General features: G+C 72.1%; 23 protein-coding genes. 13 read left to right on the top strand and 10 right to left on the bottom strand.

Going from position 1 to position 25458, the window contains the following annotated elements; all coding sequences use genetic code 11:
* Positions 1-10: 10 nt before the first annotated feature.
* The 5 genes from dprA to WML84_RS01750 all read right to left on the bottom strand — a co-directional run bounded on the left by dprA (position 11) and on the right by WML84_RS01750 (position 5728).
* Entirely contained in the window at positions 11-1216 is a 1206-nt protein-coding gene (gene dprA, locus WML84_RS01770) for a DNA-processing protein DprA (RefSeq protein WP_347344443.1), read from the bottom strand.
* The gene (locus WML84_RS01765; protein WP_347344442.1) at positions 1213-2748 is read right to left on the bottom strand and encodes a YifB family Mg chelatase-like AAA ATPase; all 1536 of its coding nucleotides are present in this window, start codon (positions 2746-2748) and stop codon (positions 1213-1215) included. Before WML84_RS01765 ends, dprA begins: the two co-directional genes overlap by 4 nt.
* Positions 2745-3107, bottom strand: a complete 363-nt coding sequence (locus WML84_RS01760; RefSeq protein WP_347344441.1) for a YraN family protein — start codon at positions 3105-3107, stop codon at positions 2745-2747. The genes WML84_RS01765 and WML84_RS01760 overlap by 4 nt, the downstream gene beginning before the upstream one ends.
* Positions 3108-3252: 145 nt before the next feature.
* Positions 3253-4485 carry a serine hydrolase domain-containing protein gene (locus WML84_RS01755; protein WP_347344440.1) on the bottom strand — a complete coding sequence of 411 codons (1233 nt, stop codon included), beginning with the start codon at positions 4483-4485 and terminating at the stop codon, positions 3253-3255.
* Between the two features lie 25 nt (positions 4486-4510).
* Positions 4511-5728, bottom strand: coding sequence for a serine hydrolase domain-containing protein (locus tag WML84_RS01750; protein WP_347344439.1), 1218 nt, complete (start codon positions 5726-5728; stop codon positions 4511-4513).
* A gap of 191 nt (positions 5729-5919) precedes the next feature.
* On the opposite strand from WML84_RS01750, the gene WML84_RS01745 reads away from it, so the two are divergent.
* The gene (locus tag WML84_RS01745) at positions 5920-6816 is read left to right on the top strand and encodes a tyrosine recombinase XerC (RefSeq protein WP_347344438.1); all 897 of its coding nucleotides are present in this window, start codon (positions 5920-5922) and stop codon (positions 6814-6816) included.
* A gap of 81 nt (positions 6817-6897) precedes the next feature.
* Here WML84_RS01745 and WML84_RS01740 read toward each other — a convergent pair whose 3' ends face one another.
* On the bottom strand, positions 6898-7413 hold the full coding sequence (locus WML84_RS01740; protein WP_347344437.1) for a M23 family metallopeptidase: 516 nt from the start codon (positions 7411-7413) through the stop codon (positions 6898-6900).
* A gap of 317 nt (positions 7414-7730) precedes the next feature.
* On the opposite strand from WML84_RS01740, the gene rpsB reads away from it, so the two are divergent.
* The 9 genes from rpsB (at position 7731) to WML84_RS01695 (ending at position 14400) form a co-directional block, all read left to right on the top strand.
* Positions 7731-8711 carry a 30S ribosomal protein S2 gene (gene rpsB / locus WML84_RS01735; protein WP_347344436.1) on the top strand — a complete coding sequence of 327 codons (981 nt, stop codon included), beginning with the start codon at positions 7731-7733 and terminating at the stop codon, positions 8709-8711.
* A 96-nt stretch (positions 8712-8807) separates the two neighbouring features.
* The gene (gene tsf, locus WML84_RS01730) at positions 8808-9635 is read left to right on the top strand and encodes a translation elongation factor Ts (protein WP_347344435.1); all 828 of its coding nucleotides are present in this window, start codon (positions 8808-8810) and stop codon (positions 9633-9635) included.
* Between the two features lie 80 nt (positions 9636-9715).
* On the top strand, positions 9716-10435 hold the full coding sequence (gene pyrH / locus WML84_RS01725; RefSeq protein ID WP_347344434.1) for a UMP kinase: 720 nt from the start codon (positions 9716-9718) through the stop codon (positions 10433-10435).
* 55 nt (positions 10436-10490) lie between these two features.
* Positions 10491-11045 carry a ribosome recycling factor gene (frr, locus tag WML84_RS01720; protein ID WP_347344460.1) on the top strand — a complete coding sequence of 185 codons (555 nt, stop codon included), beginning with the start codon at positions 10491-10493 and terminating at the stop codon, positions 11043-11045.
* Between the two features lie 4 nt (positions 11046-11049).
* Positions 11050-12072 carry a phosphatidate cytidylyltransferase gene (locus WML84_RS01715; protein WP_347344433.1) on the top strand — a complete coding sequence of 341 codons (1023 nt, stop codon included), beginning with the start codon at positions 11050-11052 and terminating at the stop codon, positions 12070-12072.
* Positions 12069-12644, top strand: a complete 576-nt coding sequence (locus WML84_RS01710) for a DivIVA domain-containing protein (RefSeq protein ID WP_347344432.1) — start codon at positions 12069-12071, stop codon at positions 12642-12644. The genes WML84_RS01715 and WML84_RS01710 overlap by 4 nt, the downstream gene beginning before the upstream one ends.
* A gap of 47 nt (positions 12645-12691) precedes the next feature.
* Entirely contained in the window at positions 12692-13378 is a 687-nt protein-coding gene (locus WML84_RS01705; protein ID WP_347344431.1) for a transglycosylase SLT domain-containing protein, read from the top strand.
* A gap of 10 nt (positions 13379-13388) precedes the next feature.
* Positions 13389-13673 (top strand): hypothetical protein, encoded by a 285-nt coding sequence (locus WML84_RS01700; protein WP_347344430.1) that lies wholly within the window; start codon positions 13389-13391, stop codon positions 13671-13673.
* A gap of 1 nt (position 13674) precedes the next feature.
* Complete coding sequence (locus WML84_RS01695; protein WP_347344429.1) at positions 13675-14400, top strand: alpha/beta fold hydrolase; 726 nt, start codon at positions 13675-13677, stop codon at positions 14398-14400.
* A gap of 9 nt (positions 14401-14409) precedes the next feature.
* On the opposite strand, the gene WML84_RS01690 is transcribed toward WML84_RS01695, so the two are convergent.
* Positions 14410-15468, bottom strand: a complete 1059-nt coding sequence (locus WML84_RS01690; RefSeq protein WP_347344428.1) for an AI-2E family transporter — start codon at positions 15466-15468, stop codon at positions 14410-14412.
* Between the two features lie 181 nt (positions 15469-15649).
* Here WML84_RS01690 and WML84_RS01685 point away from each other — a divergent pair, with 181 nt between their 5' ends.
* Positions 15650-17461: a glycosyl transferase gene (locus WML84_RS01685; RefSeq protein WP_347344427.1), complete on the top strand. Its 1812-nt coding sequence runs from the start codon at positions 15650-15652 to the stop codon at positions 17459-17461.
* Positions 17461-18387, top strand: a complete 927-nt coding sequence (locus WML84_RS01680; protein ID WP_347344426.1) for a tetratricopeptide repeat protein — start codon at positions 17461-17463, stop codon at positions 18385-18387. The genes WML84_RS01685 and WML84_RS01680 overlap by 1 nt, the downstream gene beginning before the upstream one ends.
* 21 nt (positions 18388-18408) lie before the next feature.
* Here the strand turns inward: WML84_RS01680 and glgB are convergent, their stop codons facing one another.
* From glgB to glgX, 3 genes are read right to left on the bottom strand one after another with little or no spacing between them, the layout of a single operon-like run.
* Entirely contained in the window at positions 18409-20547 is a 2139-nt protein-coding gene (gene glgB / locus WML84_RS01675) for a 1,4-alpha-glucan branching protein GlgB (RefSeq protein WP_347344425.1), read from the bottom strand.
* Complete coding sequence (locus WML84_RS01670) at positions 20544-22622, bottom strand: alpha-1,4-glucan--maltose-1-phosphate maltosyltransferase (protein WP_347344424.1); 2079 nt, start codon at positions 22620-22622, stop codon at positions 20544-20546. Before WML84_RS01670 ends, glgB begins: the two co-directional genes overlap by 4 nt.
* A gap of 47 nt (positions 22623-22669) precedes the next feature.
* Positions 22670-24754 carry a glycogen debranching protein GlgX gene (glgX, locus tag WML84_RS01665; protein ID WP_347344423.1) on the bottom strand — a complete coding sequence of 695 codons (2085 nt, stop codon included), beginning with the start codon at positions 24752-24754 and terminating at the stop codon, positions 22670-22672.
* 59 nt (positions 24755-24813) lie between these two features.
* Here glgX and WML84_RS01660 point away from each other — a divergent pair.
* Positions 24814-25458 (top strand): aminotransferase class V-fold PLP-dependent enzyme (locus tag WML84_RS01660; protein WP_347344422.1); only part of this gene is annotated, 645 nt, incomplete at its 3' end.

Here is a 25458-nt window from a genome sequence, read left to right as displayed (position 1 = left end):
GGGAACGTGGTCACCGACGGGGTGACCGTCGCCAGCCGGACGGCCCGCGCTCGACCGTTCCGTCGAGGATGAGGAGCCCCAGCAGCGCCTCGGCCTGCGACGTGGACATGCCGCAACGACGGGCGACGTCGTCGGTCGTGCGCGCGGTGCGCGCGCTGAGCGCATCGAGGATGCGCGTGCGCTCGTCGGTGCGAGGACCGGCCAGGGCGTCCTCGCCGATCGCTCCTCCGTCGACGGCGAGGCCGAGGAGCTCGCGGACGTCGTCGACGCACGTGACGCAGCGCGCGTCGAACTCGCGGAGCAGCCGATGGCATCCGGCCGAGGCTCCGCTCGTGATCGGGCCGGGCACCGCACCGAGCGGACGGCCGAGCGCGGCCGCGTGGCCGGCAGTGTTCAGCGAGCCGCTCCGCCAGCCGGCCTCGACGACCACGGTGGCCTGCGCGAGCGCGGATATGCTCCTGTTGCGCTGCAGGAAGCGCCATTTCGTCGGCGCCGACCCGCACGGCACCTCGCTCGCCACGACGCCGTGCGCGGCGATCCGGGCCAGCAGCTCGGTGTGACCGGCCGGATAGGCGCGATCGACGCCGCCGGCGAGCATGGCCACGGTCACACCGCCGGCGTTCAGGGCGGCGCGATGGGCCATGCCGTCGATGCCGTAGGCGGCACCCGACACGATCGTCACACCCGACGCGGCGAGCTCGGCCGCCCAGTCCATGACGACGTGCTCGCCGTACCCCGTCGCGGCGCGGGCGCCGACGAAGGCGACCGCGGGCCGATCCCGCGGCAGCAGGCGCGGGTCGCCGCGCACCCACAGGCACAACGGCGCGTGATCGCCCAGGTCGTTCAGGGCGTCGGGCCACTCCGGGTCGTCCGGGGTCACGAGGCGCACACGCGCCTCCCGCGCCGTCCGCAGCGGATGCGAGGCGTCGCCGACCCGCGGACGCCAGCGCGCCCGCGCCTGCGCCAGCTGCTGTCGGGAGAGGTCCGTGGCCGGGTCGACCGCGCGGCCGTCGTCGAGCGCCGCACGGAGCGCCTCCGCCGCGCCCAGCGCGCCGACGAGCCGACCCGCGACGGCGTCGCCGGGCTCGACCAGGCACGACCACACCGCGCGGGCGTAGTGCTCCACCACGCCACGGTCGTCGTCGTACGCCGACCGCCGCACGAGGCCCGCCAGTCGGGCTCGCGCGGTGTGCGGCGACAGGTCGATCGCGGTCATGCCAGCGCCCTCCGTTTGAACGCGAGCGCCCGGCCGACATCGGCCAGCTCCAGCCGGTCGCGCCCTTCGAGGTCGGCGATGCTCCAGGCCACGCGCAGCACGCGATCGAAGCCGCGCAGCGTCAGCGACCCGCGCTGGAGCGCGGCGTCGAGCGGACGGCGGATCGCCGGAGCGGGCGCCAGCGGTCCCTGCCGGAGCCACGTGCCGGAGACCTCGGAGTTCGTGCGCCACGGCGTCTCGCGAAGCCTATGCGCGGCGCGCGCCCGCGCCTCGGCGACCTGGGCGCTCGCCCGCGCGGTGCCGACCGGTGACGGCCCCGCGCCCTGCAGCTCGGCCACCGACACCCGCTGCACGGCGAGCTCGATGTCGATGCGGTCGAGGAGCGGGCCGGACAGGCGGCCGAGATAGCGGCGGATCGCGATCGGCGGACACGTGCACGTGCCGCCGCGGATCCCGTAGTAGCCGCACGGGCACGGGTTGGTCGCGAGCACGAGCTGGAACCGCGCCGGGAACGTGGCGCTGAACCCCGCGCGGTGGATCTGGATGCGTCCCGCCTCGAGCGGCTGGCGCAGCGCGTCGAGGGTGTGCGCGCCGTACTCGCCGGCCTCGTCGAGGAACAGCACCCCGCCGCTGGCCCGCGCGATCGCCCCCGGACGCACCTGCCGGCTGCCGCCGCCGACCAGCGCGGCGAGGCTCGCGCCGTGGTGCGGCGCCACGAACGGGGGCGTGCGCGGGAGCGCGGTCACGGCGTCGCCGGCGAGCGACCGGATGGACGCCACCTGCAGGGCGGCCTCGTCGTCGAGCGGCGGCAGGATGCCGGGCAGCCGCTGGGCGAGCATCGTCTTGCCCGCGCCGGGCGGCCCGCTCATGAGCACGTGGTGGCCGCCCGCGGCCGCGACGATCATCGCCTCGACGGCCTCGCGCTGACCGACGACGTCGGCGAGTTCGAGGGGCTCCGACGAACCGGGCGCTGCCTTCGCCGCCGGCGCGGGCACCGGCTCCAGCCGCGCGTCCTCGACGTCGAGCCCGTGGTGGCGGACGACGTCGCGCAGGCCGATCGCGCCGCACACGTGCACGCCCGCGACGAGCTCGGCCTCGGCGCGGTTCGCGTACGGCACGACCACGCGACGGAAGCCGGCGCGCACCGCGGCCAGCACCGCCGGCAGCACGCCCGGCACCGGTCGCAGTCGGCCGTCGAGGCCCAGCTCGCCGAGGTGGACCGTGGCGGCCAGCGACGCGGCATCCAGCTGCCGCTCGGTCGCCAGCGACGCGATGGCGATGGCCAGGTCGAAGCCGGAGCCCGACTTGGGGAGCGCGGCGGGGGAGAGGTTGACCGTGAGGCGTCGCCGCGGCAGCGGCAGGTCGCTGTTCGCGCACGCGTTGAGCACGCGCCGATGCGCCTCGCCGATCGCCTTGTCGGCGAGGCCGATGACGTGGAACTCGGGCGTCTGGCTGGAGAGATCGGCCTCGACCTCGACGAGGTCGCCGACCAGGCCCGTGAGGGCGACCGCCCACGTGCGTGCGACGGTCATCGGACGTCGACCAGATGCTCGACGACCGCCGTCGCGGGGTCCTCTCCGGTCACTCCGACGACGTCGAGGCGCACGCGATGCCCGCGCGCGAGCTCGGGATGCGCGAGCACCCACGCGCCCGCGAGTCGCCAGAGCCGCTTGCGCTTGCGGGCGTCGACGGCCTCGAACGGATGCCCGTAGCGATCGGTGCGCCGCGTCTTCACCTCCACGACGACGAGCTCCTCGCCGCGCGCCGCAACGATGTCGATCTCGCCGTCGGCGCACCGCCAGTTGCGGTCGAGGAGGGTGAACCCCTGCGCCGTCAGGTAGCGCGCCGCGCGCAGTTCACCGGCTCGCCCCCGGATGTCCTTGTCTGCCATGGCAGCATCGTCGCGACGCGGACGCCGCGGACGGGGCTCTCGCACCGGATCCGTGGAGAGCCCGGCGAGATCCGGCGTTGTGGAGGAGTCCTCGCGCAGAGCGCTGCGCGGCCGGAACGACGCTCCGGACCGCGACGGGCTCGCATCACCCCGCGGGCGGGTAGATCTGCCCGATCAGCGTCTTCGCGATCTCGATGGCCGGCGCCCTCCCGTCCGGCAGCGGCGCGAGGTTCGCCCACACGACCACCGTCACGCCCGTCTCGGGGTCGTGCCCCATGAAGCTGTTGTAGCCGGGCAGCTCGCCGGTGTGGCCGTACAACGGACCGAACTGCGCGATCGCCAGGCCGTACAGCGCCGACTGCGGGTCGTCGCTCTGCCGCGTCAGGCTCTCCATCCGCAGCGCCTGGTACTCGTCGTCGAGGAGGCCGCCCTCGGTGAGCGCCTCCACCCAGGTGACGAGGTCGGTAAGCGTCGAGATGCCGGCGCCCGCGGCCCAGCCCCACGACGGGTTGTCGTCGGTGTGGTCGATCGGCGCGAGCTCGCCGTCGGCGGCCTGCTGCTGCAGCTCGGGGCTGAGCGCACCGTCCATCGACTCCACGTTGGTCCCGAACTGATAGCCGCGCGAATAGGGCTCCGGGATCGCGTGCGACGTCAGCGGCGGGAACAGCGTCGAGGTCAGGTCGAGCGGCTCGAACAGCCGCTCCTGGAAGATCTCCTCGAGCGGCTTGCCGTCGAGCTGCTCCGCGATGAGGCCGAGCAGCACGGTGTTGGTGTTCGAGTACAGGAAGCCCTCGCCCGGCGCGAACGCCGGCGGCAGCGCGAAGGCGATGGCCAGCAGCTCCTCCGGCTGCCACACGCGCTGCGGATCGGCATCCATCGCCTCGTTGTGCTCGAGCGTCGCGGTGAAGTTCGCGAGGCCGCTGCGCATCGTCAGCAGCTGCGCGATCGTGATGTTCTCGCCGTTCGGGACCTCCGGCCGATAGTCCGAGACCGGGTCGTCGAGCGAGAGGACGCCCTCCTGCGCCAGCTGGAGGATGACGGTGCCGGTCCAGGTCTTCGTGTTCGAGCCGATCCGGATGCGGTCGTCCACCGACACCGGCGTCGTGCCGCCGAACTCGGTGACGCCGTGCTCCGCCACGAACTCGCCGTCCGGGGTGCGGACGTACGCGACGACGCCGGGGACGCGCATCTCGGTCGCGGCGTCCTCGACGGTCGCCGTCAACGTGTCGCCGTCGAACGGCAGCAGCGCCGCCGACGGCGACCCGGATGGCGTCGGCGACGTCGCCGGCGTCGCGCCCGCGCAGCCGCCGAGCACGAGCGCGAACGCCGCGAACGCCGCGACGATCGCCGCGTTCCTCGCTCCAGAGTGTCGAGTCATGCCGATCTCCTTTCGTCTCGTCCGGTCATCCCGCGCGCTGCGGCGGCTCGGAGCCCGGCGCCACCACGCCGCTGAGGTCGTGGAACAGGTCGGTCGCCCGCATGGGCACGTTGCCGTCGGCGTCGAACGCGGCCTCGTCGAACGTCACGACGACGGCGAGAGCGACGTCCTCGTCCGGCAGATAGGCCTCGACCGCGGACGTGCCGCTGAACATCGGGTTCTGCAGGATCCAGTCGCCCATCATGACGACCCCGATGCCGTAGGTGTAGATCTCGGACTGCGGGAAGCAGGCGGGGCATCCGTCGATCAGGGTCGCGATCGCCCGCGTGCCGGTGTCGACCTGGGCGGCGTGCGACTCGGCGGACAGCAGCTCGCCGGTCCCGATCGCCCGCGCCGTGCGGGTCATGTCGACGATGTCGGTGTACTGGATGGCGCCGCGCGTGATCGTCCACGACGGGTTCCAGAACGTCGACTCCTCCAGGAACGGCTGCCCGGCGGGCACGCCGAAGTGGGCGCGGCGCTCGGCGGTGAACGCGTGCAGCACCGGCTCCGCGATCTCCGGCGACCCCGGGTCGCGCGTGTTCTCCAAGCCCAGCGGCTCGAGGACGCGCTCCTCGAGCAGTCGGTCGACCGGGCCGCCGGTGATGCGCTCCAACGCCATGCCCAGCAGGACGTAGTTCGTGTGCGAGTAGTTCCAGTTCGTGCCCGGATCGTAGAGCAGGGGCAGCGAGGTTCCGTACGGATGCAGCTCCTCGGGCGTCCAGGTGCGGAACGGGTCGTCGTTCAGGAGCCCGAGGAGCTCCGGGCTCCACAGGTAGTCCGCGTAGCCCGAGGTCATGCGGGCGAGCTGGCCCAGCGTGACGCGATCGGAATGGGGCACGTCCGGGAGCCACGTCGACAGCGGGTCGTCGAGCGAGACGACCCCGTCGTCGACGAGGATGAGCAGCGCCGTCGCGACGTACGAGATCGCGACGGCGCCGTTGCGGAAGTGCATGTCGACCGTGGCCGGCACGCCCGTCATCGACTCTCCGAACGCCTCGGCGACGACCTCCTCCGAGCCACGCGTGACCCGGACGATCACCGAGCGCAGCGCATACTCGTCGATGCGCGCCTCGATCACGCCGCGCACGGCCTCGGCGAGCTCCGCGTCGGCGTTCGCACCGTGATCCGGAGCGGACGTCGCCGACGACGAGGGGATGCCGGGAGCCGGATCCTCGCCCGTGCAGCCCGCGACGAGGATCACGGCGGCGCAGGCCAGGACGGCGAGTCCCCATCGCCGTCCTCTCGCACCACGGCCCGCCCGTGCTTCTCCCACCTCTGCAACGATTCCGCGCTCGCGACGTCGGCACCATGGACCCAGGTCCATGTTCGCGGCCGCGGGACCGATCGGAGCGCCTGTCCTGCCAGGGCGGCGGGGCGCGGCATCCTGGGGGCATGCGCCTCTCCGATGCGGTCGATCGCTACGCGGCGCACCTTGCCGACGTGCGGCGGCTGGCGGCGGCGACCGTGCGCGCCTACGGCTCCGATCTGCACGACCTCGTCGCGGTCGTGGGCGACGTCGCGCTCACGGACGTCGATCTCGAGCACCTTCGCGAGTGGCTGTGGACGGCGGCCAAGCGCGGCGACGCCAGGTCGACGCTCGCGCGGCGGACCGCGGCGGTGCGGGGCTTCTTCGCGTGGGCGGCCGACCAGGGGCTGATCGAGGCGGATCCGGCCCTGCGGCTCGTCGCGCCCAAGCGCGGGCGTTCGCTGCCGCACGTCGCGACGGCGGACGCCATGAGCGGTCTCCTCGACGCCGCACGCACGGTCGCCGACGAGGGCGATCCGCTCGCCCTGCGCGACGCGGCGATCCTCGAGGTCCTCTACGGCGCCGGCATCCGCGTGTCGGAGCTGTGCGGACTCGACCTCGACGACCTCGACCGGGCGCGCCGGACGATGCGGGTCGTGGGGAAGGGCTCGAAGGAGCGTGTCGTCCCCTACGGCGCCCCCGCCGCGCACGCCCTCGACGCCTACCTCGTACGCGGCCGGCCGGTGCTCGACGCGCACGACGCGGCGGGCCGCGCGGTGTTCCTCGGCGCACGGGGGTCGCGAATCGGTCCCCGCGCGGTGTACGACGTCGTCGCACGCGCCGTCGGCCCGGTGGTCGGGGGTGCGGTCGGGCCGCACGCGCTGCGGCACTCGGCGGCGACGCACCTGCTCGACGGCGGCGCCGACCTCCGTGCGGTGCAGGAGCTCCTCGGACACGCGAGCCTCGGCACCACGCAGATCTACACCCACGTGTCCGCCGAGCGGCTCGCCGCGGCCTACCGGCTGGCGCATCCGCGCGCGTGAGCCCTCGCGCGATCGCGAGACCCGGCGACGCGATCGCGCGCTCCCGCAGGACCGCCGCGGGGGCCGCCGGCGGGCCCGGGCTCAGCAGCACGGCAGCAGGACCGCGCGCGGGACGCCGCCGAGGAGCAGCATCGGGTTGACGTACTCACCGTGCAGGCGCACGCCGAAGTGCACCGCACCGGGCGCCGTGTGCCCGCCGAGAGCGACGACGCCCACCGGATCGCCGCGCGCCACGGCGCTCCCGGTCGGCGGTGCGTCGACGACCGGCTCGAGCGTCGTGACGTGACCGTCGCCGTGGTCGATCGTCACGACGCCGCGATCGACCACGACGCCCGAGAACGCGACGACGCCGGATGCCGGCGCATGCACCGCGCCGCCGGGCTCGATCGCCAGGTCGATGCCGCGATGGCCGGACCCGTAGCGGTGCGCGGGCGCCTCGTACGGTCGGACCACGCGCACCGGCGACACCGGCCACCGCCAGTCGTCGCGCGGCGCCGGGGCACCGCGTGCGACGCCCGGCGCACCGGCGACGAGCGACAGCGCCACGACCGCCGTGACGACCGTGAGCGGAACGGGACGAGAGGCGCGACGACGCATGCCCAGCAGGATGCCGCGTCGCCGAACGCCGCGGGACGCCACGCCCGTGATCCGTGGACGAATCGGCCGGATCCGCCACGGGGGAGGAGACCTCGCGGCTGATACACTGGGGGAGCACCCCGTCCGTCGGGGTGACTACGCGTGCCCACAGCGCGCGCGGCAGACCGCGAGGAACGCCGCCGCGTGGCATCCACACCCCAGGTCTCACCGCGAACGCGGCGGAGCGGGTGTGCGCCGGGCACCAGGCTCGTCCGGCCATCCGCCGGACGGAAGGAACCGAAAGCGGCGCCCGCGGGCGCCAGAACAGGAGAACGGCCATGGCCGTCGTCACCATCCGCCAGCTGCTCGACAGCGGCGTCCACTTCGGACACCAGACCCGTCGGTGGAACCCGAAGGTCAAGCGCTTCATCCTCACCGAGCGCAGCGGCATCCACATCATCGACCTGCAGCAGTCGCTGTCGTACATCGACAAGGCGTACGAGTACGTCCGCGAGACGGTCGCCCACGGCGGCACGATCCTCTTCGTCGGCACGAAGAAGCAGGCGCAGGAGGTCATCGCCGAGCAGGCCACGCGCGTCGGCCAGCCCTTCGTCAACCAGCGCTGGCTGGGCGGCCTCCTCACCAACTTCGCGACCGTCAGCAAGCGCCTGGCCCGCATGAAGGAGCTCGAGGAGCTCGACTTCGACAACCCGGCCGACAGCGGCTTCACCAAGAAGGAGCTCCTGCTCAAGAAGCGCGAGCTCGACAAGCTGCACAAGTCGCTCGGCGGCATCCGCAACCTCCAGAAGACCCCGTCGGCGGTGTGGGTCGTCGACGCCAAGCGCGAGCACCTCGCGATCGACGAGGCGCGCAAGCTCGGCATCCCCGTGATCGGCATCCTCGACACGAACGCCGACCCGGACGAGTTCCAGTACCCGATCCCGGGCAACGACGACGCGATCCGCTCGGTGGGCCTGCTCACGCGCATCATCGCCGACGCCGCCGCCGAGGGCCTCATCCAGCGCCACCAGCCGGCCGACGAGTCCGCCGACGCCGAGCCGCTGGCCGAGTGGGAGCGCGAGCTGCTCGAGCAGAGCGCGCCCGAGCAGTCCTCTGCCGTGACCGCCGAGGTCGCCGACCTCGCCGAGGCCAAGGCCGAGGAGAGCGCGCTCGTCGCCGACGAGCAGGCCGCCGAGGGCGAGGCCGCCACCGAGTCGGCCGCCGACGCCGCCGGTGCCGAGGCGCACGACGAGGCGATCGCCGCCGCCGAGGGCCAGACCTCGGCCGAGGTCGCCGACGCGGAGTCCGCGGACAGCTGATCCCGGCTGCGCGAGCAGCCGCGACCGATTCGCGGTCTGCGGGGCGCATCCCCGCAGACCGCGACCACGACATCCACCACGACCCAAGGGACACCCATGGCAAACTTCACCATCGCCGACATCAAGGCGCTGCGCGAGCAGCTCGGCACGGGCATGGTCGACACCAAGAAGGCGCTCGAGGAGGCCGACGGCGACGTCGAGAAGGCCGTCGAGATCCTCCGCCTGAAGGGCGCGAAGGGCAACGCCAAGCGCGCCGACCGCTCCACCAGCGAGGGCCTCGTCATCGCCCGCGAGCAGGACGGCGCCGTCACGCTCGTCGAGCTCGCGTGCGAGACCGACTTCGTCGCCAAGAACGACCGCTTCCTCGCGCTGGCCGACAAGGTCGCCGACGCCGTCGCGGCGGCCGGTGCGGACTCGGTCGAGGCCGCCCTCGCCGCCGACGCCGACGGTCAGACCGTCGAGCAGCTCATCTCGGACGAGGCCGCGATCATCGGCGAGAAGGTCGAGCTCCGCCGCGTCCGCACCCTCCGCGGCGACGCCTTCGAGGTCTATCTGCACAAGACGAGCAAGGACCTGCCCCCGCAGGTCGGCGTCGTCCTCGCCTACAGCGGCGCGGACGCCGACACGGCGCGCGCGATCGCGCAGCACATCTCGTTCGCGAACCCGAGCTACCTCACTCGCGACGACGTGCCCGAGGCCGACGTCGAGAAGGAGCGTCAGATCGTCACCGAGATCTCCCGCAACGAGGGCAAGCCGGAGGCCGCCCTGCCGAAGATCGTCGAGGGCCGCGTCAACGCGTTCTTCAAGCAGGTCGCCCTGCTCGACCAGGACTACGCACGCGACAACAAGCAGTCCGTCGCCCAGGTGGCGAAGAACGCAGGCATCACGCTCACCGACTTCGCACGGTTCAAGGTCGGCGCCTGATCGCCGAAGGCCCGCATCCTCGGATGCGGGCCTTCTTCTCATACCCGTCCGATAATCTGCACCCGCGAGGAAGAGGAACCGTGATCCAGGAGAACACCGGACGCCGTCGCGTCCTTCTCAAGCTGTCCGGCGAGGCGTTCGGCGGCGGTCAGCTCGGGGTGAACCCCGACGTCGTCAGCCAGATCGCCCAGGAGATCGCCGCCGCGGTCGACCGCGTCGAGATCTCGATCGTCGTGGGCGGAGGCAACTTCTTCCGGGGCGCCGAGCTCAGCCAGCGCGGCATGGACCGCGGTCGTGCCGACTACATGGGCATGCTCGGCACCGTCATGAACGCGCTCGCGCTGCAGGACTTCCTCGAGCAGGCGGGCGCCGCCACGCGCGTGCAGTCGGCGATCGCGATGACCCAGGTCGCCGAGCCCTACATCCCGCGCCGTGCGAGCCGTCACCTCGAGAAGGGGCGCATCGTGATCTTCGGTGCGGGCGCCGGCCTGCCGTACTTCTCCACCGACACGGTCGCCGCGCAGCGCGCGCTCGAGATCGGCGCAGAGGCGGTGCTGGTCGCCAAGAACGGCGTCGACGGCGTCTACACGGCCGACCCGAAGACGGATGCCGCGGCCGAGCGCATCGACCGCATCACCTACCTCGACGCCCTCCGGCGCGGCCTGAAGGTCGTCGACTCGACGGCGTTCAGCCTCTGCATGGACAACGGCATGGACATGCGCGTGTTCGGCATGGAACCGGCCGGAAACGTCACGCGGGCGCTCCTCGGCGAGTCGATCGGCACGCTCGTCACGGTCTGAGGGCGCGGGCATCCGCCCCACTAGACTTGAGGGACGCATCGACGAAGGGATGACCGTGATCGCCGAGATCCTGGCAGACACGACCGCGCGCATGGACCGGGCCGTCGAGGCGGCGAAGGAGGACTTCGCCACCGTCCGCACGGGCCGTGCCAACCCGCAGCTCTTCCAGAAGATCCTGGTCGACTACTACGGCTCGCCGACCCCGCTCGCGCAGCTCGCCTCGCTGAACAACCCCGAGGCGCGCACGATCGTGGTCACGCCGTACGACAAGTCGTCGCTCCGTGCGATCGAGCAGGCCATCCGCGACACCCCGAACCTGGGCGCGAACCCGACGAACGACGGCAACCTCGTGCGCGTCACGCTGCCCGAGCTCACGCAGGAGCGCCGCAAGGAGTACGTCAAGCTCGTCCGCACGAAGGCGGAGGACCACCGCGTGCACGTCCGCGGCATCCGCCGTCGCACGAAGGACGACCTCGACACGCTCAAGAGCGACGTCGGCGAGGATGACCTCGTGCGCGCCGAGAAGGAGCTCGACGCCCTCACGCGGGCGCACGTCGACGCCATCGACGAGGCGCTCAAGCGCAAAGAGGCCGAGCTCCTCGAGGTCTGAACGGATGACCGATCCCTCCGGCGAACAGCCCTCCGAGCGGGCGGACGATCACAAGGTCGTACGTCCGGGCGAGCGCGGCCACGACGAGTCGTCGTTCCAGGCGCACGTGCGGGCGGCCCGTTCCGAGATCGAGCACCAGGTCGAGCGCGCCAAGGCCGACCTCGAGCAGGCGAACGAGCGCATCAAGGCGCGCACGGGCCGGGATCTGATCGTCGCGACCGCCATCGGACTGGCCGTCGGGCTGGCCGTGATCGGCTCGCTCGTGTTCATCAAGTGGCTGTTCCTGCTGGTCGCGCTGCCGGTCGCGCTCCTCGGCGTGTTCGAGTTCTCGCGCGCGCTGCAGGCCGCCGGCCGTCGCATCGACGTCGTCCCGCAGCTGGTGGTGGCGGGTCTCGTCCTGCTGACCGCCTTCTTCGCGGGTCATTGGACCCACTGGGTGGCGACGTTCGCGGCCGTCGCTGTGGTCGTCGTGTGGCGCCTGTCGGCGCAGATGAACGCGCGCGACGGCCGACGCTACGGCGACGTGCTCAGCGACGTGCTCGCCGGCGGGTTCGTCCAGCTGTACGTGGCGTTCCTGGCGAGCTTCACGCTCGTGCTGCTGCGCCAGGAGCAGGGCGAGTGGTGGCTGCTCGCGATGTTCATCATCGTCGTGTGCTCCGACACCGGCGCGTACGCGAGCGGGCTCGCGTTCGGCAAACACCCGATGGCGCCGCGCATCAGCCCCAAGAAGACGTGGGAGGGCTTCGCCGGCGCCGCGCTCGCCGCGGTCGCAGCCGGCATGCTCCTGGCCCAGTTCATGCTCCACCTGCCGCTGTGGACCGGCGTCGTGATCGGCGTCGTCATCCTGGTGTCGGCGACGGTCGGCGACCTGGCGGAGTCGATGATCAAGCGCGACCTCGGCATCAAGGACATGAGCTCCTGGCTGCCCGGCCACGGCGGAGTGCTCGACCGACTGGACTCGATCCTGCCCTCGGCGCCCGCCGCGCTCACCCTGTACTTCCTGCTCTCGCCGCTGGCCGCCGCATGAGCGCGACGACGGCCTTCCCCGCCGAGGCGGACTCGGCACCGTTCGGCACGACGACCGGCCTGCGCAAGGGGTACGAGAAGCATGCCGTCGACGCCTTCCTCGCGCACGCTCGCGAGGCGTTCGAGACGGATGCCACGGCCCTCAGCTCCGCGGACGTGCGCGGCACCGCGTTCCCGCTGGTCCGCCACGGCTACCGGATCCGCGACGTCGACGCGGCCCTCGGTCGCATCGAGGACGCCTTCGCGCACCGCGAGCGCGAGCAGGCGCTCGCCGACGAGGGCGCCGACGCCTGGGTCGAGCGGTCCCGCACCCTCGCGCAGGAGGTGCTCGACCGCCTCTCGCGCGAGCGCGGCCACCGGTTCGACCGCGTCGGCGCGATGCACTACGGCTACCGCGTCGACGAGGTGGATCTCGTCGCCGACAAGCTCGCCCGCTACCTCGAGACGGGGGAGTCGCTCACCGTCGAGCAGGTGCGCACGGTCGCGTTCCGCATGAAGCGCGGCGGCTATCGCGAGGACCAGGTGGATGCCGTGCTGGACGCCATGGTCGAGGTGCTGCTCGCCGTCGGATGATCGCTCGGATGGCGCTCCCAGCGAGCGGCCGCTACACTCGTCGCATTGTGACTTCCGGCAACGAGCTGATCACCCCGTCCCCCTCCGAGATCGCGAAGGCCGCTCCGCGTGCGTCTTCGCGGCAGCGGTGGTCGCGTCGTCGCAGCGTGTCGAGCGTCTTCGCGCTGATCGCGGTCGCCGGTCTCGCGGCGGCGACCATCGCGCCGACCGGCGTCGCCATGGCCGAGCAGGCCTCCGCCGAGCCGGCCCCGGTGTCGCTGTACGCGAGCACGATCAGCGACGCGCAGTCGCTGCTCATCGCGAGCGAGACCCCGGTGACCGGCCTGTCCCGTGGCAGCTACACGGTCTACGTAGCCCCGAAGCCCACCCCGACGCCCGAGCCGGTGGCCGCGGCCTCGAGTGAGAGCGAGTCGTCGTCGGGCGGATCGTCCGCCGGGCCGCTGTACTACACCGGCGGAGGCTCCGCCGCGGAGTGGATGGCGGCGGCCGGCATCGCGGAGGGCGACTGGGGCTACGTCGACTACATTGTCTCGCGCGAGAGCGGCTGGAACCCGAACGCGACCAACAGCTCCTCGGGCGCGTGCGGCCTCGTACAGGCGCTGCCGTGCAGCAAGGTGCCCGGCAATGGCTACGACCCGGTGGACAACCTGCGCTGGGCGAACGGATATGCGACCGGTCGATACGGCAGCTGGGCCGGCGCGTACAGCTTCTGGGTGAACAACCACTGGTGGTAATGCTGTCGCCATGGCACGGTCACGTCGGCGCCGTTCGGCGCGCACAGCGGACGACTCCTTCGAACGGCTGCTGAGCGGCTGGAAGCGCACCGAGACGCGTCGCGGCGTCGAGTGGACGGTGCAGCCGGTCTCGGCCGCGCAGGCGCAGAAGACGTACATGTGCCCGGGCTGCGGGCGCGACGTGCCGCCGGCCACCGCGCACGTCGTCGTGTGGCGCGCCGACGGGGTGCTCGGCGACGCGGCCGACCTCGCGGCGCGGCGGCATTGGCACACCGGATGCTGGAGAATTGCCTGATATGGAGATCCGTGGCCCGATCCAGCTCCCGGCGCGCCGGGAGGACATCGAGCTGTCCACCCTGGACGGCCTGACGCTCGTCGGCGAGCTCGCGACGCCGCTCGGCGGTGAGCCGACCGCGACGCTCGTGACGCTGCATCCGCTGCCGACGGCCGGCGGCTTCATGGACTCGCACATCCTCCGCAAGGCCGCCGCCCGACTCCCCGCGCTCGCGCACCTCGCCGTGCTGCGGTTCAACACGCGCGGCACGTCGTCGGCGCGCGGCACGAGCGAGGGCTCGTTCGACGGCGGGCGAGGCGAGGCGTTCGACCTCGCCGCCGCGATGGCCTTCGTGCGCGAACGCGGACTCCCGCACCCGTGGCTCGTGGGATGGTCGTTCGGCACCGAGCTGGCGCTCAAGTTCGGCCGCGACCATGCGGTCGACGGGGTCATCCTGCTCTCGCCGCCGCTGCATCGCACGACGCCGGAGGAGGTCGCCGCATGGGCGGGCGACGAGCGGCCCGTGATCGTCCTCGTGCCCGAGTTCGACGACTACCTGCGTCCGCCCGAGGCGGCCGAGCGGTTCGCCGCGATCCCGCACGCGACGCTCGTGCCGGTCGAGGGCGGCAAGCACCTGTGGGTCGGCGAGAACCAGACCCGTCGCGTGCTCACCGAGATCGTCGCCGCCGTCAACCCGGCGGCGCTGCCTCTTCCGACCGAGTGGGAAGAGCCGCCGGCAGGGCCCTAGCCGGCCCGGCTACAGCTGGTTCTGCCGCGGGATCACGACCTGCCGGTAGATGATCAGGATGCTCGCCGCCACCGGGATGGCGATGAGCGCGCCGAGCAGGCCCAGCAGCGCGCCGCCGGCGAGAGCCGCGATCACGACGACGGCGCCGGGGACCGAGACCGCGCGGTTCATGATGCGCGGCGACAGCACGTAGGCCTCGATCTGCATGTAGATCGCGTAGTAGATGAGCGCGGCCAGCGCCGTGATCGGCGAGGCGAGGCCGGGCAGCAGACACGTCAGCACGATGATGGCCGAGCCGGTCAGCGTGCCGACGAGCGGGATGAGCGAGAAGAAGAACGCCACGACGGCCAGCACCGCGGGGAACGGCGCCCCGATGATGCTGAGGAAGATCGCGCTCAGGACGCCGTTGATGATGCCGAGGCTCACCTGCCCCATGACGTAGTAGCCGACGGATGCCGTGATCTGCTCGGACAGGTCGACGAACCGCTCACGCTTGGAGGCCGGCACGAGCTGCGCCGCGGCGGCCTTGAGCGACGGCGTCGAGGCCGTGAAGTAGATCGTCAGGATGAGCACGATGAACGCGCCGGCGAATCCGCTGATGACGCCGGTGCCGATGCCGATGATGATGCTGCCCACCTCGCCGACGTCGACCGTCGACCACCAGGTGGACAGGTACTCGAACACCACGTCGACGTCGAGCATCGGGAAGGTGTCGTGCAGCCACTCCTTGGTGATGTTGACCGGGTCCCACGAGCCGCTGCGGATGAGCGACTGGATCGTCGTCACGAACTGCGTGACCTGGCCGATGATGATCGGGACGACCATCAGGACGATGCCCGCGAAGGCCGCCAGGAGCGCGATGATCGTGAGCAGCACCGCCGCCCAGCGGGGGAGGCCGCGCCGCTCGAGCCACGAGATGATCGGGTCGAGGCCCAGCGAGAGGAACAACGCGGTGCCGACGTACAGCAGGATCGTCGACAGCGTCGAGATCCCGGTGATGATCATGATCCCGACACCGACGCCGAGGGTGGCGACCAACGCGGTCCGGAACGGCTGGTGGATCCTCACGCGTGCCCTCCCGCTCCGCTCGCCCGGCCCCGGACCGGGGCCTCTCAGCCACAATACGCAAGCGCGTCGACATCTCGCGCAGGCAGGCCCTCCCGGGCGACTTTCAGGTCTGGATCGGTAACCTGGATCCTCGATTGTGCAGTCGCATGCCCCTGTGCGTCCTGTGGAGAGGTGTCGTTCCGTGCGTTTCGTCTGGGCCGTGGTCGCCCTCGTGCTGGCCACCGTCATGATCGGCGCCGGCATCGCACAGCGGACGATCCTGCAGGGTCCGAGGTCGGTGAGCCAGGCGATCGAGATCGATCGCGAGGCTCCGTTCATCCTGATCGACGGCGCCGTGCTCGACGCCCACGAGGGCGCGCAGACGCTGCGCGCGCAGGGCGACGGCACCGTCTTCGCCGCCTATGGGCGCACCACCGACCTCACCGCGTGGCTCAGCCGCAGCGACTACGTGCACGTCACCGCCGTGCCGGACGGCGGCGTGGCGACCGCGTTCGTGGAGCCCGAGACGGACGCTCCGGCGACGAGCCTGCCCGAGGAGGCCGTGCCGACGCCCGCGCCGGCCACGCCGATCGACCCGCAGGGCTCCGATCTGTGGCTCGACGAGTTCCAGGACGAGGATCTCCTGATCGCGCCGCTCCAGCTCCCCGAGGACATGAGCGTCCTCGTGGCCTCCGACGGCGAGAAGGCCGCGCCGAGCGACGTCTCGGTGAGCTGGCCGACCGGCATCGCCACGCCGTGGGCAGGACCGCTCATCGTGGGCGGCGCCATCCTCATGGCCGTCGGCATCGTGCTCTACCTGCTCGCGCTCCGTCACGTCCGTCGCTCCCGCGGCCCCCGCCGCAAGGGCCTGCCGCTCGCCGAGACGCAGCCGATCGACCTCGAGGTCGAGGCCGCCGACAAGGGCGTCATCAGCTCGTCCTCCGACCGTCGCCGACTGCCCCGGGGTCGCCGCGCCTTCGTCGCGCTCCCGGTCGTGGCGGTCTCGGTGCTGCTCATCTCGGGCTGCACGGCCGACGCGTGGCCGCAGCTGGGCGAGACGCCGACCCCCTCGCCGACCGCGAGCGTGATCGTGCCCGAGGACCAGCAGAGCCCCGCGGTCACCGAGCCGCAGGCCGAGCGCATCCTCGCCCGCATCTCGGCCTCCGTCGCCGACGCCGACGAGGCGCGCGACGCGGACGCCGCCGCGACGCGGCTCGACGGGCCGGCCCTCGCCGAGCGCCTCACGAACTACACGCTGCGCGGTGCGGTCGCCGACCACCCGCCGCTTCCCGCCATCGCCTCCAAGCAGCTGTCCATCCTGCTCCCCGAGGCCTTCGACGGCTGGCCGCGCACCTTCTTCGCCGTCGTCGAGAACAAGAAGGACAAGTCGGCCACCATCATGTCGGTGACCCAGCAGGACGCGTGGTCCGACTACAAGCTCACCTACACGGCCGAGCTCGCCGCCGACACCCGCATGCCCGACCTCGCTCCCTCCTACGTGGGGGCCGCCCAGGTCGCGCCCGACTCGCCGTTCCTGCTGCTGCCGCCCGACCAGGTCGCCACCGCCTACGCGGATCTCATCGACAAGGGCGAGCAGAGCACGTACGCGGCCCTGTTCGAGACCGAGGACCCGTTCCGCGCCCAGGTCGCCACCGACCGCGCGAACCGGCTCGCCGCCTTCAACGAGACGGGCGCCCAGACCGGGACGCTCACGTTCACGGCCGCCGCGGGCGCGCAGACCCCCGTCGCGCTCGCGACCCTCCAGAGCGGTGCGATCGTCGCCGTGAACCTGACCGAGAGCGACACGGTCGCCCCGACCACGGCCGACGCGGTCATCAAGGTGGACGGCAACGCCCTCGTGAGCACGCTGACCGGCGTCACCCAGTCGGCGACCGGGTTCACCACCACGTTCTCCGACCAGCTCTTCTTCTTCGTGCCCGCGCAGGGCTCGACCGAGCGCATCCAGTTCCTCGGCTACGGGTCGAACATCCTCTCAGCGAAAGTGGTGGGCTAGTGAGCAACCCCGCACCGGGTGCCGTGCTGCGCGGCGCCGTCGACCTGTCCGGGCTGCGCCAGCGCTCCGACGCGCCGGCATCCGCTCCCGCCGGAGACGGCGCGCCGTCGCTCGTGTTCGACGTCACCGACGCGACGTTCGGCGCGGTGCTCGAGCTCTCGCGCACCGTCCCGGTGGTCGTCGACCTGTGGGCCGAATGGTGCGGACCCTGCAAGCAGCTGGGCCCGGTGCTCGAGAAGGTCGTCACCGAGCTCGGCGGCCGGCTGGTGCTCGCGAAGGTCGACGTCGACGCGAACCCGCAGCTCGCGCAGAGCTTCCGCGCCCAGACGATCCCGCTGGTGGTCGCGCTGATCGCCGGGCAGCCGGTGCCGCTGTTCAACGGCGCCGTCCCCGAGCAGCAGGTGCGCGACGTGTTCGCGCAGCTGCTCGAGCTCGCGGCCCAGCACGGCGTCTCCGGCTCGGTGCCGATGGGCGACGCGAGTGAGGACGAGGAGGCGGATGCCGCGCCCGCCCTGCCGCCGCTGCACCAGGAGGCCTTCGACGCGATCGAGGTCGGCGACCTCGACCGCGCGCGCGCCGCGTACGAGCAGGCCCTCGTCGAGAACCCGCGCGACGCCGACGCGCGCGCCGGACTCGGTCAGGTCAAGCTGCTGCAGCGCGCCGCCGGCCTCGAGCTGCGCGCCGTGCGCGAGCGCGCCGCGGCCGAGCCGCTGAACGTCGCCGCGCAGCTCGACGCCGCCGACCTGGACCTCGCCGGCGGCCACGTCGACGACGCGTTCGCGCGCATCCTCGACCTGTTCGCCGCGCTGCCGGGCGACGAGCGCACGCCGGTGCGCGAGCGCCTGCTCGAGCTGTTCGGCGTCGTCGGCGACACCGACCCGAGAGTCGTCCGCGCTCGCGGACGACTCTCGAGCCTGCTCTTCTGACGGAGTGAGGCCGCTCCGCGGCTACGACGCGGAGTGGTGCAGCCAGAGCACCCCGAGCGGGGGGAGCACCATGCGCGCGCGGCCCGAGCCGTCGGCGTGCACGGCGCCGAGGTTGCCCACGCCCGACCCGCCGTACGCCTGCGCGTCGCTGTTGAGCACCTCTCGCCACTCGCCCGGCTCGGGCAGCTCCAGCTCGTAGTCGTGCACGGGCACGCCGGAGAAGTTGCAGATGACCGCGACGGTGTTGCCGTGGTGGTCGCGCCGGGTGAACGCGATGACGTTCGGGTTCCAGGTCGGCGCGCCCAGCCGCGAGAACGCCGCGCCCTCGTGGTCGCGCGCCCACAGGGCGGACTGCTCGGTGTAGGCACGGTTGAGGGCGCCGACGAAGTCGAACAGCTCGTGGTGCGCCGGCTGGTCGAGCAGCCACCAGTCGAGGCTGCGCGCCTCCGACCACTCGGCGAGCTGGCCGAACTCCTGGCCCATGAACAGCAGCTGCTTGCCGGGGTGACCCCACATGTACGCCAGGAACGCGCGGGTGTTCGCGAGCTTCTGCCAGTGGTCCCCCGGCATGCGGGTGAACAGCGTGCCCTTGCCGTGGACGACCTCGTCGTGGCTGATGGGGAGCACGTAGTTCTCGCTGAAGGCGTACACGAACGAGAACGACAGCTCGCCCTCGTGGTGGGAGCGGTACATCGGGTCGCGCTTGATGTACTCCAGCGAGTCGTTCATCCAGCCCATGTTCCACTTGAAGCCGAACCCGAGCCCGCCCTGGCTGGTCGGCGCGGTCACGCCGGGGTAGCTCGTCGACTCCTCGGCGATCATCGCGATGCCGGGGTAGAGCTTGTACGAGGTCGCGGTGACCTCCTGCAGGAACCGGATGGCCTCGAGGTTCTCGCGCCCGCCGTGGATGTTGGGCTCCCACTCGCCGTCCTCGCGCGAGTAGTCGAGGTAGAGCATCGAGGCGACGGCATCCACCCGCAGCCCGTCGACGTGGAACTCCTCGAACCAGTACAGCGCGTTCGCGACGAGGAAGTTGCGCACCTCGTTGCGGCCGTAGTCGAAGATCAGGGTGCCCCAGTCCTTGTGCTCGCCGCGTCGGGGGTCGGGGTGCTCGTAGAGCGGGCGTCCGTCGAAGCGGGCGAGCGCGAACGAGTCCTTGGGGAAGTGGCCGGGGACCCAGTCCATGATGACCCCGATGCCCGCCTGGTGCAGGCGGTCGATGAGGTAGCGCAGGTCGTCCGGGCCGCCGAAGCGGCTCGTCGGCGCGTAGTAGCCGCTGACCTGGTAGCCCCACGACCCGCCGAAGGGATGCTCGGCGAGCGGGAGGAACTCGACGTGCGTGAAGCCGAGCGCGTGCACGTACTCGATGAGCGGGTCGGCGAGGTCGCGGTAGCCGAGGCCCGGCTTCCAGGAGCCCACGTGCACCTCGTAGACGGACATCGGACGCGAGACCGGCTGCGACGCGGAGCGCTCGGCGATCCACGCGTCGTCGCCCCACGTGTACTCGCTGTCGGTGACGATCGAGGCGGTGGCCGGGGGCACCTCCGCGTAGCGGGCCATCGGGTCGGCCTTGACGATCCAGTTGCCGTCCGGCGTGAGGATCTCGTACTTGTAGGTCGAGCCGACGCCGAGGCCGGGGACGAACAGCTCCCAGACGCCCGTGCCGCCCATGGAGCGCATCGCGTGGCCGCGGCCGTCCCAGCTGTTGAAGTCGCCGACGATGCGCACGGCGCGCGCGTCGGGCGCCCACACCGCGAACGAGACGCCGTCGATGCCGTCGTAGTGGTGCAGGCGCGAGCCGAGCACGTGCCACAGCCGCTCGTGCCGGCCCTCGCGGATCAGGTGCAGGTCGAGCTCGCCCACGGTCGGCAGGTGCCGGTACGGGTCGTCGGCGACGAAGTCGGGACCGTCGTCGTAGGCGGTGACGAGCTCGTACGCGGTCGGCTGCTCGGCGAGCGAGCCCTCCCATACGCCGGAGCGCAGGTGGTCGAGCTCGACGCGCGTGCCGTCGGGCAGGACGGCCGTGACGGTCTTGGCGAGCGGGCGGCGGGCCCGGATGAGCCAGCCGTCTCCGTCCTGGTGGGGGCCGAGGACGGCGTGGGGTGCGTGGTAGAAGCCGTTGGCGACCGCGTCGATCACGGCATCGGTGGGGCGGTTCATCGTGTTCCCTTGACGTGCAGGATGTGGACGGGTTCGGTGAAGGAGTCCAGGCGGACGAAGTTGCTCGTGGACCAGGTCCACGTGGCGCCGGTGATGAGGTCCTCGACCTCGAAGCTCTCGCCCGGCTCGATGCCGAAGGCGCGTGGGTCGAGGTGGACCATCGTCTGACGCGCCGAGTGCGGGTCGACGTTGGCGACGACGACGATCGTGTCGGCGACGCCCGACTCCGACACCGCGGCCGGGAGGTGCTTCGAGTACACGAGGATCGCGTCGTCGTCGCTCCAATGGACGCTGAGGCCGCGCAGCTGCCGGAGGGCGGGGTGCGCGCGACGGATCTCGTTCAGGCGGCGCAGGTACGGCGCGAGCGAGTCGCCGTCGGCCTCGGCCTTCTCCCAGTCGCGGAACTTGAACTCGTACTTCTCGTTGTCGATGTTCTCCTCGGAGCCCGGCCGCGCGACGTTCTCGTAGAGCTCGTAGCCCGCGTAGACGCCGTAGGTCGCGCCCGCCGTGGCGGCGATCGCGGCACGGATCTTGTACGCGGGCCGTCCGCCGTACTGGAGGTACTGCGTGAGGATGTCGTGCGTGTTCACGAAGAGGTTCGGGCGCATGAAGTCCGACGTCTCGTTCGAGATCGACGAGAGGAACTCCTCGAGCTCCTCCTTCGTGTTGCGCCACGTGAAGTACGAGTAGCTCTGCTGGAAGCCGACCATGGCGAGGCTCTGCATGACCGCCGGACGCGTGAACGCCTCGGCCAGGAAGATGACGTCGGGGTCCTCGGCGTTGACGGTGGCGATGAGCCACTCCCAGAACTGCAGGGGCTTGGTGTGCGGGTTGTCGACGCGGAAGATCTTCACGCCCTGGGCGATCCAGTACCGCACGATGCGGAGCATCTCGGCGTAGATGCCCTCGGGGTCGGTGTCGAAGTTCAGGGGGTAGATGTCCTGGTACTTCTTCGGCGGGTTCTCGGCGTACGCGATCGTGCCGTCAGGCAGCACCGTGAACCACTCCGGGTGCTCGGTCACCCAGGGGTGGTCGGGCGCGGCCTGCAGCGCCAGGTCGAGGGCGACCTCCAGCCCCTCCTTCTCGGCGGCGCGCACGAACGAGCGGAAGTCGGCGACCGTGCCGAGCTCGGGGTGGATGGCGTCGTGGCCGCCCTCGGCGGCGCCGATCGCGTAGGGCGAGCCGGGGTCGCCGGGGAGCGCCTCGAGCGTGTTGTTGCGGCCCTTGCGGTTGACGCGGCCGATCGGGTGGATCGGCGGCAGGTAGACGACGTCGAAGCCCATGCCGGCCACGCCGGGGAGCCGCTTCTTCGCGGTGCGGAACGTGCCGCTCTTGACGGTGCCGTTCTTGAAGCGACGGGCGCCCTCGGAGCGGGGGAAGAACTCGTACCAGGCGCCGACGCCGGCGCGCTCGCGCTCGACCAGCAGCTCCTTCGCGGCGCCGATCGTCACGAGCGACTGCAGCGGGCGCTCCGCGAAGAACGCGGCGATCTCGGGGTCGCGGACCACCGCGAGCGCGCCCTCGACGCCCACCTCGGGGTCGCGGAGGGTGGCCGCGGCGGCCTCGAGCGCGGAGCGCTCGGCGTTGGGGCGCGAGCGCTCGTCACGCGCCCGGTCGAACAGCAGGGCGCCCATCTCGCGCATGAGCGGGACGTCGACGCCCGCGGCGATCTTCAGGTCGGCGGCGTGCTCCCAGGTCGCGAAGTCGTCGGCGAACCCCTCGAAGCGGAAGGTCCACGTGCCCTGCTCCAGCGGGGCGACCAGGACCGACCAGCGGTCGAAGCCGTCGCCGAGCGCGGTGAGGCGGTGCAGGCTCTCGGCCCCGGAGGGCGAGAACAGGCGGAGGTGCACGCCGATCAGGTCGTGGCCCTCGCGGAAGGCGGTCACACCGAAGGGCACCGCCTCGCCGACGAACGCCTTCGGCGGGAACAGCCGACCCGGCGTGCTCGGCTGCGTGAGCGTGAGCGGGATACGACCGGCCGTGGTCACCTGGTCGGTCTGCCACGGGGTGGCGGGCCGGAGCGGGATCTCGGCGGTGCTGCGGACAGAGGCTTCAGTGCGGGTCTTCGTGGCCACGAGACGAACCTACCGTCAGCATCGGCCCGGGGGGTACTCGACGCGACTCATTCCGCGCGGAAGAGTCGCATCGACGTGTCGGGCAGCTCGAAGACGTCGCCGGGCACGTAGACGGTCTCCTCGTCAGAGGGGCGCTCGTCGACGCTCGACCACAGCGACACGTACCGGGTGACGCCTTCGATCGTCGGCAGCGTCACCTCGACGGGACGCTCGTTGCCGTGCACGACCAGCAGGATCCGGTTGAACGCCTCGCGCTCCGGGGTGGATGCGGCGACGTACTGCATCGTCCGGTGAGCGGGGTTGGTCCACCGCTCGATCGACATCGTCTCGCCGTTCTCGTCGTACCAGTCGATGACCGACGCGCTCGGGACGACCTCGGTCTCGTGCGCGAAGCGGATCGGGCGCAGGGCGGGGTTCTCGCGCCGCAGGGCGATGAGGCGCTGCACGTGCGCGAACAGGTCCTGCTGCCACGGGGCGTGGTCCCACGGCATCCAGGTGAGGGCGGAGTCGTGACAGTACGCGTTGTTGTTGCCGCGCTGGCTGCGCCCGAACTCGTCGCCCGCCGTGATCATCGGGATGCCGGCGGACAGCAGCAGCGTCCCGAGGAGGTTGCGCATGGCCCTGCGGCGCGTCGCGAGCACCGCCTGGTCGTCGGTGGGCCCCTCGGCGCCGTGGTTGAACGAGCGGTTGGTGTCGGCGCCGTCGCGGTTCTGCTCGCCGTTGCCGAGGTTGTGCTTGACGTCGTACGAGACCAGGTCGCGCAGCGTGAAGCCGTCGTGGGCGGTGATGAAGTTGATGCTCGCGAGCGGGCCGCGCTCGGTGCTGAACGTGTTCGACGACCCGGCCAGGCGCGTGGCGAAGCCGCCGATGCCGACGGGGGCGCCGGCGGCGCGGCGGGCGTAGTCGACGTCGCTGAGCCAGAAGTTGCGGATGCGGTCGCGGTAGCGGTCGTTCCACTCGTGCCAGCCCTCGCCGAAGTTGCCGGTCTGCCAGCCGCCCATGCCGACGTCCCAGGGCTCGGCGATCTTCTTCACGCCCGCCAGCTGCGGGTCGTCGGCGATCGCGCGCAGGAGCGGGTGCTCGGGCGTGAAGGTGTGGTGCTCGTCGCGGCCGAGGGTCGCGGCGAGGTCGAAGCGGAAGCCGTCGATCTGCAGGTCGTTCGCCCAGTAGCGCAGCGAGTCGAGCACGAGGCGGGCCGCGGCCGGCGTCGCGGTGTTCAGCGAGTTGCCGCAGCCGGTGACGTCGATGTAGGCGCCGTCGTCGTGCTGGCGGTAGTAGGAGCGGTTGTCGATGCCGCGCAGGCTCGTGCGGGGGCCGCCGAGCGCCTCCTCGGCGGTGTGGTTGTAGACGACGTCGAGGAGGACCTCCAGGCCCGCCTCGTGCAGCAGCCGCACCATGCCCTTGAACTCGCGGAGCACGGCGTCCGGCCCCGCCGCGCGGCTCGCGGCGGTCGCGTAGGCGGCCTGCGGCGTGAAGAAGTTCAGCGTGTTGTAGCCCCAGTAGTTCGCGAGGCCGAGCTGCAGCAGCCGCGGCTCGGTCGCGAACGCGTGCACCGGCAGGAGCTCGACCGACGTGACGCCGAGGGTCAGCAGATGGTCGATCATCGCGGGGTGCGCGAGGCCCGCGTAGGTGCCGTGCAGGGCCGGGGGAATGAGCGGATGCCGCTTGCTCAGGCCCTTCAGGTGCGCCTCGTAGATGACGGTCTGGTCCAGCGGCACGGCGGGCTTGGCGACGCCGCCCCAGTCGAACGACTCGTCGACGACCACCGAGCGCCAGTTCTCGAAGCCGGCCGCGACGAGGCCCTTCGAGTACGGGTCGAGGAGGAGCGTACGGGGGTTGAACGTCTGCCCCGGCCCGTGCGGCCCGTCGACGCGCAGCGCGTAGCGCACGCCGGGGCGGAGGGCCGCGGTGGTGACCTGCCAGACGCCGCCGTCGGCGGGCAGCAGCGGGATGGTGTCGGTGATCCAGTCGAGGTCGACGTCGTCGAACAGCAGCAGCTCGACCGTGCTCGCGTGCGCGGACCACACCCGCAGCGTCGCGGTCCCGTCGTGGAACGTGACTCCGAGGTCGTCCAGTTCCGATGACAGGAGCGCGGGGCGCGCGGTCAGGACGGTCGATTGCGGTCGGGTCATGCGCTCTAGGGTAGTGAATGCCCGGACCCGGGAGTGCCAGCGGGCGGTGGGAGCGCGCGATGACGGTCTATCTCGACCACGCGGCCACGACGCCGCTGCACCCTCGCGCGCGCGAGGCGTGGGTCGCGGCATCCGCCCTCGTCGGCAACGCCTCGTCGGTGCATCGCGCCGGCCAGGCGGCCCGCCGTCTGCTGGAGGAGTCGCGCGAGCGCGTCGCGGCGGCGCTCGAGTGCGACCCGATCGAGGTCGTGTTCACCTCCGGCGGCACCGAGTCGATCAACCTCGCCCTCAAGGGGCTGTGGTGGGCGCGCGCGGCGGGGACGGACGCCGTCGTGCTCCCCGACGGCGAGCACCACGCCACGACGGCGTCGGTGGAGTGGCTCGCCGCCGCGCAGGGGGCGGCGGTGCGGTCGGTGGGCCTCGACGCCGTCGGCGCGATCGGAGTGCCCGCGTTCGCGGCGGCGCTCCCGGGCGCGGCCCTGGCCACAGCGCTCGTCGCCAACAACGAGGTCGGCACGGTCCAGGACGCCGCCGCGCTCGCCGCGGCCGCCGCGGAGGCGCGCGTGCCGCTGCACCTCGACGCCGTCGGCGCGGTCGGCTGGATCGACGTGTCGTTCACGCGCTGGCGGGGCTCCGCCGCCGGGCCAACGGGGCTCGTGGCGCTCTCGATCTCGGGGCACAAGGTCGGCGCGCCGGTGGGCATC

Source organism: Microbacterium sp. (assembly GCF_039812165.1).
GTDB lineage: Bacteria > Actinomycetota > Actinomycetes > Actinomycetales > Microbacteriaceae > Microbacterium.
This window is presented reverse-complemented; position numbering and strand designations above follow the sequence as displayed.

Bases quoted from the DNA above. Each gene is read 5' to 3' on its own strand.
- dprA (WP_347344443.1), bottom strand. From the start codon at position 1,216: ATGACCGCGATCGACCTGTCGCCGCACACCGCGCGAGCCCGACTGGCG.
- WML84_RS01765 (WP_347344442.1), bottom strand. From the start codon at position 2,748: ATGACCGTCGCACGCACGTGGGCGGTCGCCCTCACGGGCCTGGTCGGC.
- WML84_RS01760 (WP_347344441.1), bottom strand. From the start codon at position 3,107: ATGGCAGACAAGGACATCCGGGGGCGAGCCGGTGAACTGCGCGCGGCG.
- WML84_RS01755 (WP_347344440.1), bottom strand. From the start codon at position 4,485: ATGACTCGACACTCTGGAGCGAGGAACGCGGCGATCGTCGCGGCGTTC.
- WML84_RS01745 (WP_347344438.1), top strand. From the start codon at position 5,920: ATGCGCCTCTCCGATGCGGTCGATCGCTACGCGGCGCACCTTGCCGAC.
- WML84_RS01740 (WP_347344437.1), bottom strand. From the start codon at position 7,413: ATGCGTCGTCGCGCCTCTCGTCCCGTTCCGCTCACGGTCGTCACGGCG.
- rpsB (WP_347344436.1), top strand. From the start codon at position 7,731: ATGGCCGTCGTCACCATCCGCCAGCTGCTCGACAGCGGCGTCCACTTC.
- tsf (WP_347344435.1), top strand. From the start codon at position 8,808: ATGGCAAACTTCACCATCGCCGACATCAAGGCGCTGCGCGAGCAGCTC.
- WML84_RS01715 (WP_347344433.1), top strand. From the start codon at position 11,050: ATGACCGATCCCTCCGGCGAACAGCCCTCCGAGCGGGCGGACGATCAC.
- WML84_RS01710 (WP_347344432.1), top strand. From the start codon at position 12,069: ATGAGCGCGACGACGGCCTTCCCCGCCGAGGCGGACTCGGCACCGTTC.
- WML84_RS01700 (WP_347344430.1), top strand. From the start codon at position 13,389: ATGGCACGGTCACGTCGGCGCCGTTCGGCGCGCACAGCGGACGACTCC.
- WML84_RS01695 (WP_347344429.1), top strand. From the start codon at position 13,675: ATGGAGATCCGTGGCCCGATCCAGCTCCCGGCGCGCCGGGAGGACATC.
- glgB (WP_347344425.1), bottom strand. From the start codon at position 20,547: ATGAACCGCCCCACCGATGCCGTGATCGACGCGGTCGCCAACGGCTTC.
- glgX (WP_347344423.1), bottom strand. From the start codon at position 24,754: ATGACCCGACCGCAATCGACCGTCCTGACCGCGCGCCCCGCGCTCCTG.